Below are 13,003 nucleotides of genomic sequence, written 5' to 3'. Positions count from 1 at the left end.
CCCTCCGGAATCCATTCCCCCCGGAACCGCGCGCCTGCGAAAATACCGTCCATGTGACAATGCCGCCGCACCCCGGACATCTGTCCGGGGCTGTCGGCCACGCGCCTGCACAGAATTTCCGAGGATTTGACAATCTCCCCCGGGCCGGTACAAAGTGCCGACTCCCGCCGGATGCGGCGGAAATACCCCCTAAAAGAGGTTTTTGCATGGCCGTCACCGAGCCCAACAAGATCATTTATTCCATGCTTCGGGTCAGCAAGTTTCACGACAAAAAGCCCATTTTAAAAGACATTTCCCTGTCCTATTTCTACGGCGCGAAGATCGGCGTCCTGGGCCTCAACGGCTCGGGCAAAAGCTCGCTTTTGAAAATCCTGGCCGGGGTGGACAAGGACTTCCAGGGCGAGACCCACGTCTCCCCCGGGTTCACCATCGGCTTCCTGGAGCAGGAGCCCCTGGTCGATTCCGCCAAGACCGTGCGCCAGGTGGTGGAGGAAGGCGCGGCCGAGACCGTGGCGCTTTTGAAGGAATTCGAGGAGATCAACGCCGCCTTCGCCGAGCCCATGGACGACGAGGCCATGGACAAGCTCATCACCCGCCAGGGCGAGGTGCAGGAAAAGCTCGACGCCCTGGACGCCTGGGACTTGGACAGCAAGCTGGACATGGCCATGGACGCCCTGCGCTGCCCGCCGCCGGACACCCCGGTGTCCCAGATCTCGGGCGGCGAACGCCGCCGGGTGGCGCTGTGCCGCCTGCTTTTGCAGCAGCCGGACATCCTGCTTCTGGACGAACCCACCAACCACCTGGACGCCGAGTCCGTGGCCTGGATGGAGCACCATCTCCAGAGCTATCCGGGCACGGTCATCGCCGTGACCCATGACCGCTATTTCCTGGACAACGTGGCCGGTTGGATTCTGGAGCTGGACCGGGGCCGGGGCATCCCCTGGAAGGGCAACTATTCCTCATGGCTGGAGCAGAAGGAACAGCGCTTAAAGCAGGAGGAAAAGGCCGAGAGCGAGCGCCAGAAAACCCTGGCCCGGGAACTGGAGTGGATCCGCATGTCCCCCAAGGGCCGCCACGCCAAGGGCAAGGCCCGCATCAACGCCTACGAGTCCCTTTTGGGCCAGGAAGGCGAAAAACGCTCCAAGGATCTGGAAATCTACATCCCGCCAGGACCGCGCCTGGGCAAAAACGTCATCGAGGCCACGGGCGTGAGCAAGGCCTACGAGGATGTGCTTTTGGTTGAGGACATGACCTTTACCGTGCCGCGCGGGGCCATCGTGGGCATCATCGGTCCCAACGGCGCGGGCAAGACCACCCTTTTTCGGATGATCACCGGCGAGGTCGCCCCGGACGCCGGGGAATTCAAGGTGGGCGAAAGCGTGGCCCTGGCCCATGTGGACCAGAACCGGGCGGCGCTTGATCCGGCCAAGACCGTGTTCGAGGTGGTCAGCGAGGGCTACGACACCATCCGCCTCGGCAACCGGGACGTGAATTCCCGGGCCTACCTGGCCCGGTTCAACTTCACCGGCCAGGACCAGCAAAAAAAGGTCGAGCTGCTGTCTGGCGGCGAGAAAAACCGGCTCAACCTGGCGCTGCTTTTAAAATCCGGGGCCAACGTGCTGCTTCTGGACGAACCCACCAACGACCTGGACGTGAACACCCTGCGGGCCCTGGAAGACGCCTTGGAGAGCTTTGCCGGGTCGGCCATGGTCATCAGCCACGACCGCTGGTTTCTGGACCGCATCGCCACGCACATCCTGGCCTTTGAGGGCGACAGCAAGGTGGTGTTCTTCGAGGGCGACTATTCGGAATACGCCGCCGATCGCAAGGCCCGGCTCGGCTCCGACGCCGACGTGCCGCACCGCATCAAGTACCGCAAGTTCGCCCGGGGCTAGCGCCCGCGTGAGATATCCGCATGGGGCCGCTGCCGCACCGCCGTGAGCGGCCCCTTTATTTCGCCCTGCCGCCGGGAGATCCGCTCTTCGTCCATCTCCGCGCCGGATTCGGGCCGGTCCTGGCCCATGCGCGCATCGCTGGTCATCGGGCGTCGTGCCCTTTGCAAGCAGCCTGCGGGGACGGGCGCGCCTCTTCACCCGGCGGCCCGGCCCGGCCTGCGGCCAGGAAACCGTTCACCATCCCGGCCAGCATGTCCGGGAACTGGTGCATCATCCAATGCGACCCCTGGCCCACCATCGCAAGGACCGTCGGGGCAGCGGTCCTGCCGTCCAGACGGTCGTACATGGCCTGTTGCGCCTCGGGCGGGCAGACCCAGTCCGCGCCCCCGGCCAAAAGAAGCACCGGGCCGCGAAGCTCAAGGAGCCGTCCCATGGCCCCCGGCCAGCGGCGCATGGCGGCCTCCTGCCCCTGAATCACCGCCATGTCCGGCGGCCGGGGTCTGGGGACCACCCTGGCCCACACCCCGGGATGGGCGGCCAGCCAGTCGGCCGGGAACATGGCCCCGCGAATCTCCTCGCCGCCCATGGTCCCCATGCGGTTTAGCGCCGGGAGAAGCAGCCCCATGTCCGCCACGCTGGACATAAGCGCCAGCGAACAGACCGCCTCCGGCCGGGCCAGGGCCAACTCCAGGGCGATCATGCCACCCATGGACCAGCCGAGCACGTCGGCCCGTCCGAGGCCGAGGGCCTCCAGGACGGTTGCGGCGTCGTCGGCCATGCGGCCTATGGAGATCTCCGCCCCGGGGGGCAGGGCCGACGGCCCCATGCCCCGGTTGTCCATGAGGATCACCGTGTGCCCGGCGGCAAGTCCCCGGACAAACTCCTGATCCCACATCCCGCTGGTCATGGCGTAGCCGGTCAGAAGCAGCAGCGGCGGCCCCTGGCCCAGGACGCGCACGTCGAGGAGCGTCCCGTCGGCGGCGGCCACAGTGCGCTGGGGCTCGGCCGTTTCCGCCCAACCGGCCCCCCGGCAGACGAGCCCGGCCACAAGCGCCAACGCGAAAAACGTGGCGGCGTAGCGCGTCAGGCGTGCGAAAAGCGGTCTTTCAGCGCGTCCCATGGCCCATCCCCCCCCTGGCGGCCCCTGTCTGGACCGGCTGAATCCCCATGCGGCGCCTTCCGGACCAGGTCCGGCGTCCGCACCTCATCCCCCTGCCCGTATGGCGCACACCAAAAAATATTCTCTTTTTGCGAATGCAAATCATAAATTCAAGATGATTCTGCCTGCCAATCCGTAACGGACAGTGCCGAACGCCGCACGGGACAACATACCGATTGCACAAGGCGACGAGGCTTTCCCTGGAGACATGTCCGCCAAGCCATTCCCGCCTCTTCCGGAAAACGGGGAACGCTCCCCGCTCGGGCCTCTCCCCATTTTACCGTTTCGTTCGAAGGCAACGGCCTTTTCAATTCCCTAATGGAACAACCACAGTCTTCATACCTGATTCATTATTGAACTTCAAAGGCCCTGAAAAATATTCCGTGAACGATGGAGGCGAAACAACTTCCAACTGATGCACAGTCACATTTTCATTTATATTTGTGCACGTTCCGTTCGCTGAAGAGCTTCTTGCGGTTATTATTTGCATATCTCCAGTCGTTCTATAAAAATTCCCGTTATTTGAAATAACATATGGCACGATCTTGTATCTCATGTAAAGATTTCCGAAGCAATTGATTTGGGAAAACAGAATGATGTCCCCAGTCACACAAAACATGTCGAGCGAATGCGGCGAAATAGCAAAGACCGCATTCCATGTTGGGTTGTAAACTTCAATATAACTATTGACTCCGGAATCGTAATGACTCGTATGATAATATCCCAGAAATTCATTATTTCCGCTTAGCACTTTTACTTGTGCGAGAGATGTCGACGAAGCAAAAAAAACTATCAGGATTCCGATTGCCCATGATAACGTCTTCATGTCCTCCTCCTTCGCATACATGTTTGTGTCCGCCACGCAATGCATCAGAATGAGACGGTCTGACGAATACAAAGCCCGCCTTTCCCCCCGGAAAGGACTCCTACCCCACATACCCCATGCGCTTTCCGCATGAAACTCTTTTTATGAACCAACCGGGGATGATCTTGGCAAACAGGGGGTATCCCTGAATTCTCGAGGGGCTACGCGGCTTGAAGAACTTTCTTTCGCATCATCGTCCGCATCGCGGGATTTCGGCAACACAAAAGGCGTTTCCCGGCGGCGAGGCAAAACGGCGGAAATGCCGCGAACGCACAGGACTCCCCTTCCGCCTCCAGGGGCAGTCCGATTTCCCTGTGCGGATTTTTACGGGCCGTCCTGCCCCCGCTATCCGGCCCGTTTTGCAGCGGCCTTGTCTCACAACAGCGTGTCCGGCGAGGTAACCTCCTCACGCAGGGACGCATACTCCGCGTCCCCGGGCAGGATGCTCGGCCGCAGCCTGAGGTCGGCGCACTCCCGGTCCCAGAGTTCCCCCTGGCCGCCCTCGGCCGGGGCGGGGAGCTTTTGCATGCGGAAGGCGAAGGGCACGGGCATGTTGTCGGCCAGGCCGCTGTCGGTGACGCCCTGGCCCTTGAGCCAGAAGGGGTCGCGCCGGGCCACCAGATTGTGGCGCAGGGGGTCGACGAGCAGGAAATGGCCGAGTTCTTTTTTGTTGTCGCACAGATACGACACATGCAGGTTGTTGTGCCAGCGAAAGATGGCGGCCTGGAAGGGATTGTCCAGGCCAAAGCGCATAAAAAGCCCCCGGGCCGCGAGGCAGCCGTCCGCGATGCCGTGGACCCGGAAGGCGCAGCGGTTCACGAAGTCGGCGATGGGCAACGTGTAGTGGGCCCGGTACACGCCGCCGAGCAGCGCAAAGAGCCGCTCCAGGTAGCGCGGGGAATTGAAGGCCGGATATTCGTCGCGGAAGGCGGGGCCGAGGCCTGGGGGCGCCACGGGCGCGGCCGGTTTCCGGTCCCGGCGGGCGGCCCCCAGGAGGGCGGCCATATCCGTGTCCGGCGACAGGAGCGCGTCCGGCGACAGCCCCAGGCAGCGGGCGTAGGCGGCGAGGCGCTCCTCGGGGACGCCCTGGCGGATGTCCGCGTCGATGGTGGTGGTGCTCCGGGGCAGTCCCTGGGCGGTCCAGGCCTCCCAGTTGAGGACGTGCTCCGGGTCTTCGGTGTTCTTGCGCCAGTTCTTGCCGAGAATCTTCAAGGCGCGGCGCAGATGCCCCCCGGCCACGGGGTGGCGCGGCTTGGCGGGTCTGCCGGAACGGGAGGGAATGTCCATGAGGCGCTGCCGTGAGTCGTGGTGACGGTATCCGCCATGCCTGACAGGTTTTTCCGGTCATGTCCAGGGCGCGCCCGGGCGGTTTGCGGGCCGGGCGGAATTTATCTGGGTTATTTGTGGTTTTTCTGGGGCGAAAAAACCAGGGAAACCATCTTGTTCTTTTCGGCGTCCGCCGGGCATAGACTTTAGAATGGACCGGCAACGGCACACAAGGAGCCTGAACATGCGTCGTGAACATCATGCCATCCCCCTTTCCGCGTCCCACGCGCGGATCGCCCCCCGGCGCCCGGCCGCCCTGGCGGCCGTGCTGCTCGCCCTCGCCTGTCTGTGGACCGGCCGGGCCGAGGCCGTAGTCTGCTGGGGCAAGGTTTGCCCTGGCGCTGACTGCTGCTCCGGGCATGGGACATGCACGGCGTTCAACACCTGCGTGTGCGACCCCGGATACGTCGGGAAGGAATGCGAGTCCAAACCCGTGGAACCGGACAAGACCGCCATCGATTTCGGCGCTGTGGCCGTGGGCAGCACCACGAGCCAATCCCTGCTCTTGTCCGTCCTGGCCGGCACGGGCGGGCTTTCCGCCACGCTTTCCGGCGAGGGCAGCGGCGACTATACCGTCACCTCCGCATGCCCCGCCACGTTCACACAGGCGACGTCATGCGCCCTTATCATCGGTTTCTCGCCCACCGCCGTCGGCAGCCGTCCCGCCACACTGACCCTGGCCGTCACGTCGTTGCCTGTGAGCCTGAGCGGCACGGGAAGCGCTACGGTCCGGGCCATCGCCGCCGATCCGGTCGCGGCCTCCACGCTGTATGCCGCCATCGCCGGTTCGGGGGTCTATGCCAGCGCCGACGGCGGCGCGACGTGGACGGCGGCCACCGTGCAGCCCTCCGACACCCGGTTGACGGCCCTGGCCATCAAGCCGGGCGACACCGCGACGCTTTTCGCCGCCACCGACGGCGGCGGGGTGTTCATCAGCCGGGACAGCGGCCTGACCTGGAATGCCTGCGCCGATACGGGCCTTGATTCCCCGAACGTCCTCTCGCTCATCGTCACCGGGGCCGGACAGCTTTTCGCCGGGACCGGGGCCGGGGTCTTCGCCAGCAGCAACGACTGCTCCTCGTGGACGGAGCAAAACACCGGCCTGCCAGAATAAGATTCTGGAAATGAAGGAGAAAACGATGTCACACCCCGGCATGATATGCGCGCCCGAAGGCCTGTGGCCGGGACGCCAAGGCCTGCGCTCGCGCGGCGTGGTTCTTTTCTGGCTGGTCTGCGCCGCCGTGGCGGCGCTCTTAAGCGCGGTCGGCGTCCTGCACGCCGCCTACGGCGAGTGGGAGGGCACGGGGCCCCTGGCCACGGGCCAGGGCAACCGGGTGATCACGGCCCTGGCCGTGTCCCCGGCCGACCCGAACGTCATCTACGCCGGAACCGGCAGCGCCACGGTCTTTCGCAACGTCAAACCGGCGGACCCGGCATCCGTGCCGACCGGGGCGTTGCTGCTTTTGATGGAATAACGCCGCCCGGGCGGGGCGGAGGCGTCGAGGGATGCCGCGCGGCGGCGTGCCGCCGGGACTATCCCCGCCCTTTGGCCCGCTGCACGGCCACCATGGCCTCCAGGGAAAACTTCTTGACCCGGTAGCCCATCTGGCGGGGCGTGATGCCCAGATCGCTGGCCGCCCGGTGCTGGATGCCCCCGGCCCGGCGCAGGGCCTCGATGACCACGGTCTTTTCCATGTTCTCAAGCGACGGCCCGGTCTCAAGCTCCGCCGTCAGCTCCGGCCCCTCCTCGCGCAGGGAACCGGACAGAAACGGCAGGATCAGGTCCGTGCCGATATGCTCGTCCTCGGCCAGGATCACCAGCCGCTCCACAAGGTTCTCCATCTCGCGCACGTTGCCCGGCCAGTCGTAGCGGGTGAGCATGGCCAGGGCCTGGGTGGAAAAGGACAGGGTGCGGGAATACTCCTTGGACACCTTGGTCAGAAAATGGATCAGAAGGCTCTGGATGTCCTCCTTGCGGTCGCGAAGCGGCGGCACGCGCAGGGGAAAGACGTTTAGGCGGTAATACAGGTCCGGCCGGAAGGCCCCGGACTCGGCCAAAAATCCCAGATCCTTGTTGGTGGCGGCCAGGATGCGCACGTCCACGCGCCTTGTCTTGTTGCTGCCCAGGCGTTCGAACTCCCGGTCCTGGAGCACCCGCAAAAGCTTGGCCTGAAGCCCCAGCGGCAGCTCCCCGATCTCATCGAGAAAGATGGTGCCCTTGTGGGCATCCTCGAAACGCCCGGGCTTGACGGAATCCGCCCCGGTGAACGCCCCCTTCTCATACCCGAAAAGTTCCGACTCCAGGAGGTTTTCCGGAATGGAGGCACAGTTGACCTTGATGAAGGGAAACCCCTTGCGGTCGGAAAGGTCGTGGATGATGCGGCCGATAAGCGTCTTGCCCGTGCCGGATTCGCCCAGAAGCAGGACCGTGGCCCGCGTCGGGGCCACCTTCTGGATCTGGCGCTGCACCTCCTGCATGGACAGGCTCTTGCCGACAATATACAGCCCGCGCGATTCCTGGGACAACTGGTACTTGAGCGAGACGTTTTCCCGGCGCAGATTCTCGACCCGGGCCGCCACCTGCTGGTTGATGCTCAAAAATTGGGCGATCAGCGTGGCCACCACCTTGAGAAAGGCCACGTCCTCCTCGGAGTTCACCTCGTCGCCGAACAGCCGGTCCACGTTCAAAACACCCATGACCTTGCCGTGCAGCGAGATGGGCACGCCGATAAACGTCACCCGGCCCTTCTCGATCTTGCGCGCCCCGGTCTTGTCCAAAAAAAGCGGTTCGTTGCGGATGTCGGGAACCACGTAGGGCTTGCCGGTCTGGAAGATCTTCCCGGTCACCCCTTCGTCAAGGGCATACACCCCCCGGGCCTTCTCCTCGGGCGACAGGCCGTGGGAGACGCTGATCACCAGCATGTCCGAGGTCTGGTCGCGCAGGGTGATGGTGGCCCGCTTCATGCTAAGGGTGTCGGAGAGGATGCGCATGACATCATGCAGGGCCCCCTCCAGGTCCAGGGCCTTGTCGATGATGCCGCTTATGGCCGACAGCACGGAAAGCTGTAAATTTACGGTAGCGTGAGCCATTGTCTCAACTCGGCGAGCTGTGCCGCCACAGGCGTTGGTCCGGTGCCGCCTCGGGCGCTGCGCCGGGCCACGGCCGTCTCATAGGCAAGGGTGTGAAAGATGTCTGCATCCACAAGCGGGGACAACTCCTGAAGCTCAGCCAGGGACAAGGCCTCGATGCCGATGCCCCGGGACTCGGCCAGGGCCACGGCCCGGCCGGCCACATGGTGCGCCTCGCGAAAAGGCAGCCCCCTGGCCGCCAGAAAATCAGCCAGCTCCGTGGCGTTCAAAAATCCGGCCGACAAGGCCTCGCGCATGCGCTCCGCACGAAACCCGATCACCTTAAGCATCTCGGCCATGATGCGCAAGGAGGCCCGCACCGTGTCGTCGGCGTCGAAAAAGGGCTCCTTGTCCTCCTGCATGTCCCGGTTATAGGCCAGGGGCAGGCCCTTGAGCGTGGTCAGAAGCGACACCAGCGAACCATAGACCCGGCCGGTCTTGCCGCGCATGAGCTCGGCCACGTCGGGGTTCTTCTTCTGAGGCATGATGCTCGAGCCGGTGGCGAAGGCGTCGGGCAGGGCCACGAACCCGAAACGCGGGTTGGCCCACATGACGATCTCCTCGCACAGGCGGCTTAAATGCATCATGATCAGGCTTGCGCAAAAAAGCCCCTCGGCCGCAAAATCGCGATCCGACACGGCGTCCATGCTGTTGGTGAACGCGGTCTCGAAACCGACCGCCTCGGCCGTATAAAGCGGATCGAGCGGATAGGTCGTCCCGGCCAGGGCCGCCGCGCCAAGCGGCGACACGCGCACCCGCTTGCGGGCGTCGGCCACGCGCTCAAAGTCGCGCTTAAACATGGCCGCATAGGCCAGAAGATGCTGGGCCAGACTCACGGGCTGGGCCGGTTGCAGATGGGTGCAGCCCGGCAGCAAGGTCTCCGTATGCTCCCCGGCCCGGTCCACCAACACCTCGACCAGCCCCTTCAGACAGTCGCCCCAATCCCCCAGGGCCTCGTCGGCATACAGCCGAAAATCCAGCGCCACCTGATCATTCCTGCTGCGGCCGGTGTGCAGCTTGCCGCCCAACGGGCCGATCAGCTCGGTCAGCCGGGCCTCGATGTTCATGTGGACGTCTTCAAGCCCTACCTGCCACATAAACGTCCCAGCCTCGATCTCGGCCGCCACGGCATCGAGCCCGCCAACAATCGTGTCCGCCTCTTCACCGGTCAAAATCCCCTGCTTCGCCAACATCCGGGCATGAGCCCGGGAACCGGCAATGTCCTGACGCCACAGCCGCCGGTCATAGGACACAGACTCGGTGTACGCCTCGACCAACGCATCCGTGCCCTGCCCAAACCGCCCACCCCACGGCTTCACAGCCATGTTTCCTCCACATGTTGCGTCGGGGCTGCCGCCCCGCCCCGCGTTGCGTCGCCCCGCGTCGCGTCGGGGCTGCCGCCCCGAACCCCGCCCGGGGGAAATCATTTCCCCCGGACCCCCTGTATCCGGGCGTCATGCCCCGGCGCAGAGCGCCGGGGCATGACGCCCGGAAATCCAGGTGGTTCGGAGAGAATGCTCTCTCCCGAACGCGGACGCGAAGCGCGCCAAAGTTTTTCGAAGGGGGGTCCAGGGGGGAAACCTTTTTTCAAAAAGGTTTCCCCCCTGGCCGCCGGAGGCCTTCCTACCGGCCCAGGCCGCGCAGGCGCAATCCGGCCAGCCGGATGAACCCGGTAGCGTCGGCCTGGTTGTAGACCTCGTCTTCCTCGAAGGTCGCCAGGTTGGCGTTATACAGCGACAGGGGCGACTTGCGTCCCAGGGGGACGACGTTGCCCTTGTAGAGCTTGAGGCGCACCGTGCCGGTGACGCGTTCCTGGGCCTGGTCCATGAGGGCCTGCAGGGCCTTGCGCTCCGGCGAAAACCAGTAGCCGTAGTAGACCATTTCGGCGTAGCGCGGGATGAGCTGGTCGCGCATGTGCAAGACCTCGCGGTCCATGCAGATGCCTTCCAGGTCACGGTGCGCGGCGTGCAGGATGGTGCAGCCCGGGGTCTCGTACACCCCGCGCGACTTCATGCCCACGTAGCGGTTCTCCACCATGTCCAGGCGGCCGATGCCGTGAACGCCGCCCAGGGTGTTGAGGGTCTTGATCAGGGCCGCCGGGGACAGGCGCTCACCGTTGACGGCCACGGGGTCGCCCTTCTCGAAGTCGATGGTGATGATCTCGGGTTTGTCCGGGGCCTTTTCGATGGGCGCGCACAAAAGGTGGCTGCCGGGCCCGGGCTCGTTCCAGGGATCTTCCAGTTCCTGGCCCTCGAAGCTTAGGTGCATGAGGTTGCGGTCCATGCTGTAGGACGGGCCTTTGTCCGAGGGCACGGGGATGCCGTTTTGCCTGGCGAAGTTGATGAGGTCGGTGCGGGAGCGGAAGTCCCATTCCCGCCAGGGGGCGATCACCGTAAGGCGCGGTTCCAGAACGTTGGCCGTGAGCTCGAAGCGCACCTGGTCGTTGCCCTTGCCCGTGGCCCCGTGGGCGATGGCCGTGGCGCCTTCGGAGCGGGCGATGTCCACCTGGGCCTTGGCGATGAGCGGCCGGGCGATGGAGGTGCCCAGAAGGTACCGCCCCTCGTAGACGGCGCAGGCCCGGAGCATGGGGAAGATGAAGTCTGCGGCGAACTCCTCGCGCAGGTCGAGGATGAAGGCCTTGGACGCGCCGGTGCGCAGGGCCTTTTCCTCCAGGCCGTCGAGTTCCTCTTCCTGGCCCAGGTCGGCGGTAAGGGTTACGACCTCGCAGTTGTAGGTCTTTTTGATCCACTTGAGGATGACCGAGGTGTCCAGGCCGCCGGAGTAGGCCAGGACCACTTTTTTTATGTCGCTCATGTCGGTGTCGTCCGTGTGCTTGGTGTTGCGTTAATCGGCCCTGGCCCCGGAATCGAAGACCCATTCCAGGATGGCCTTTTGCATGTGCAGCCGGTTTTCAGCCTGGTCCCAGAGCAGGGAACGCGGGCCCTCCATAACCTCGTCGGTGATCTCCTCGCCCCGATGGGCGGGCAGGCAGTGCAGGGCCATGCAGCCCGGCGCGGCGCGGGAAAGCAGCGCCTCGTTCACCTGGAAGGGGGAAAAGACTTTGGCCCGGGCGTCCTGTTCGGCCTCCTGGCCCATGGAGGCCCACACGTCGGTATAGACGTAGTTGGCCCCAGCTACGCCGGAAACCGGATCGTGGGTCAGGCGGACCTTGGCCCCCAGGGACAGGGCATGTTCCAGGATGCGCGGGTTGGGCGCGTACTGCTCGGGAGTGGCCAGGGTCAGTTCGATGGGGAAATGCACAGCGGCGTTGATCCAGGAATGGGCCATGTTGTTGCCGTCGCCCACATAGGCCACGCGCACGCCGGTCAGATCCGAGGCATGTTCCCGGATGGTCAGGATGTCGCTTAGGACCTGGCAGGGGTGGTAGTCGTCGGATAGGGCGTTGACGACCGGCACGGCGCTATGGGCGGCCAGTTCCTTGAGCTTGTCGTGGCCGAAGGTGCGCACCACCATGCCGTCCACATACCGGGACAGGACGCGGGCGGTGTCGCGCACGGGTTCGTGGCGGCCAAGCTGGGAATCCTGGCTGGTCATGAAGATGGCCCTGCCGCCCAGGTGGGCGATGGCCACCTCGAAGGACACCCGGGTGCGGGTGGAGGCCTTTTCGAAAACCAGGGCGATGCTTTTCCCGGCCAGCAGGTTGCTGCGATAGTCCTCGGCCTTCATGTCGGCGGCTTTGCCGAGCACCTTCCAGGCGTCGGCGCAGGTCATGTCCAAAATGGTGAGAAAATGTGGGGCCATGATCGGGTCTCCCGCTGTTGGATTCGCGCGGTGTAAACAAAAAGAAATATCTTATGCGGAGGAAGCGGCGAATGTAAAGGGCCTAGGCGGCCTGAAGGCCCCGCCGTCCGCAACGCCCCTTCGTTGACCGTCTTTGGGGGGGGATGCTAGCCTTGCCCCGGCGAATTGGTCCGCAACAGGGCGCTGCCGACGGAAATATCGGCGCGCGCCCGCTTCCAGGAGGAACGCCATGACACGCCGCGCGTTTTTCTCTTTTTTGATCCTTGCCGCGCTGTGCATCCTGCCCGCCCTGCACGGCTGCGTGGTATACGTGCCGCAAAGCCGCTACGACCCGGCCCCGCCGCCGCAGGTCGTCGTCGCGCCCATGCCCTGTCCGGCCGGATACGGCTGGTCGCCGGGATACGGCTGCGTACCGGTTCCCGAGCCGTCGGCCCCGGCCTATGCCCCGGTCATCACCCGGGTCAAGGCGGCGACACTCAACCTGCGGGCCTGTCCGGGCACGTCCTGCGCGGTGACCGCCACCCTCGTCCAGGGCGAGGAGGTCCAGGTTCTGGGCTACGGCGACGGCTGGACGCGGGTGTACGTCCCGGCCCGCGCCCTGGAAGGCTGGCTCTCCGGCCGCCATCTCTCGGATTATTAGACAGCCAGGGGGAACCTTTTTTGAAAAAAAGGTTCCCCCTGGACCCCCTCCCAAAAACTTTGTCGCGCTTCGCGTCCGCGTGCGGGAGAGAGCATTCTCTCCCGCCAACCTGATTTTCGTTGGCGTTTCCGGCACAGCTACGCTGTGCCGGAAACGCCAACGATATCAGGGGGTCCGGGGGAAATGATTTCCCCCGGGCGGGGTTCGGGGCGGCAGCCCCGACGCAG

At 64.6% G+C, this 13,003-nt stretch carries 12 protein-coding genes; 4 read left to right on the top strand and 8 right to left on the bottom strand.

The features are described from left to right. The first annotated feature begins 206 nt into the window (after nucleotides 1-206). Entirely contained in the window at nucleotides 207-1,895 is a 1,689-nt protein-coding gene (ettA, locus tag GD606_RS01125; RefSeq protein ID WP_163303015.1) for an energy-dependent translational throttle protein EttA, read from the top strand. Here ettA and GD606_RS01120 read toward each other — a convergent pair. The 4 genes from GD606_RS01120 to GD606_RS01105 all read right to left on the bottom strand — a co-directional run bounded on the left by GD606_RS01120 (nucleotide 1,892) and on the right by GD606_RS01105 (nucleotide 5,206). Then, entirely contained in the window at nucleotides 1,892-2,041 is a 150-nt protein-coding gene (locus GD606_RS01120; protein WP_163303014.1) for a hypothetical protein, read from the bottom strand. The genes ettA and GD606_RS01120 overlap by 4 nt on opposite strands. Beyond that, entirely contained in the window at nucleotides 2,038-3,015 is a 978-nt protein-coding gene (locus tag GD606_RS01115; RefSeq protein ID WP_163303013.1) for an alpha/beta fold hydrolase, read from the bottom strand. Before GD606_RS01115 ends, GD606_RS01120 begins: the two co-directional genes overlap by 4 nt. 346 nt (nucleotides 3,016-3,361) lie before the next feature. Further along, entirely contained in the window at nucleotides 3,362-3,880 is a 519-nt protein-coding gene (locus GD606_RS01110) for a hypothetical protein (protein ID WP_163303012.1), read from the bottom strand. 414 nt (nucleotides 3,881-4,294) lie between these two features. Beyond that, on the bottom strand, nucleotides 4,295-5,206 hold the full coding sequence (locus GD606_RS01105) for a hypothetical protein (RefSeq protein ID WP_163303011.1): 912 nt from the start codon (nucleotides 5,204-5,206) through the stop codon (nucleotides 4,295-4,297). A 223-nt stretch (nucleotides 5,207-5,429) separates the two neighbouring features. Here GD606_RS01105 and GD606_RS01100 point away from each other — a divergent pair, with 223 nt between their 5' ends. Both GD606_RS01100 and GD606_RS01095 read left to right on the top strand, forming a co-directional pair. Then, complete coding sequence (locus GD606_RS01100) at nucleotides 5,430-6,359, top strand: choice-of-anchor D domain-containing protein (RefSeq protein ID WP_163303010.1); 930 nt, start codon at nucleotides 5,430-5,432, stop codon at nucleotides 6,357-6,359. A gap of 25 nt (nucleotides 6,360-6,384) precedes the next feature. After that, a complete protein-coding gene (locus tag GD606_RS01095) occupies nucleotides 6,385-6,720 on the top strand; it encodes a hypothetical protein (protein WP_163303009.1) in 336 nt (111 codons plus the stop codon). Nucleotides 6,721-6,778: 58 nt separating this feature from the next. On the opposite strand, the gene GD606_RS01090 is transcribed toward GD606_RS01095, so the two are convergent. From GD606_RS01090 to argF, 4 genes are all read right to left on the bottom strand, one after another. Beyond that, nucleotides 6,779-8,335 carry a sigma 54-interacting transcriptional regulator gene (locus GD606_RS01090; RefSeq protein ID WP_163303008.1) on the bottom strand — a complete coding sequence of 519 codons (1,557 nt, stop codon included), beginning with the start codon at nucleotides 8,333-8,335 and terminating at the stop codon, nucleotides 6,779-6,781. Continuing rightward, nucleotides 8,317-9,699: an argininosuccinate lyase gene (gene argH / locus GD606_RS01085; RefSeq protein WP_163303007.1), complete on the bottom strand. Its 1,383-nt coding sequence runs from the start codon at nucleotides 9,697-9,699 to the stop codon at nucleotides 8,317-8,319. Before argH ends, GD606_RS01090 begins: the two co-directional genes overlap by 19 nt. Nucleotides 9,700-9,997: 298 nt before the next feature. Continuing rightward, nucleotides 9,998-11,188, bottom strand: a complete 1,191-nt coding sequence (locus GD606_RS01080) for an argininosuccinate synthase (protein ID WP_163304029.1) — start codon at nucleotides 11,186-11,188, stop codon at nucleotides 9,998-10,000. 30 nt (nucleotides 11,189-11,218) lie between these two features. Then, nucleotides 11,219-12,136, bottom strand: coding sequence for an ornithine carbamoyltransferase (gene argF, locus GD606_RS01075; protein ID WP_163304030.1), 918 nt, complete (start codon nucleotides 12,134-12,136; stop codon nucleotides 11,219-11,221). A gap of 229 nt (nucleotides 12,137-12,365) precedes the next feature. On the opposite strand from argF, the gene GD606_RS01070 reads away from it, so the two are divergent. Continuing rightward, nucleotides 12,366-12,776, top strand: a complete 411-nt coding sequence (locus tag GD606_RS01070) for an SH3 domain-containing protein (protein WP_163304031.1) — start codon at nucleotides 12,366-12,368, stop codon at nucleotides 12,774-12,776. Nucleotides 12,777-13,003 lie beyond the last annotated feature (227 nt).

This window comes from Desulfolutivibrio sulfodismutans DSM 3696 (assembly GCF_013376455.1).
GTDB classification, from domain to species: Bacteria; Desulfobacterota; Desulfovibrionia; order Desulfovibrionales; family Desulfovibrionaceae; genus Desulfolutivibrio; species Desulfolutivibrio sulfodismutans.
This window is presented reverse-complemented; position numbering and strand designations above follow the sequence as displayed.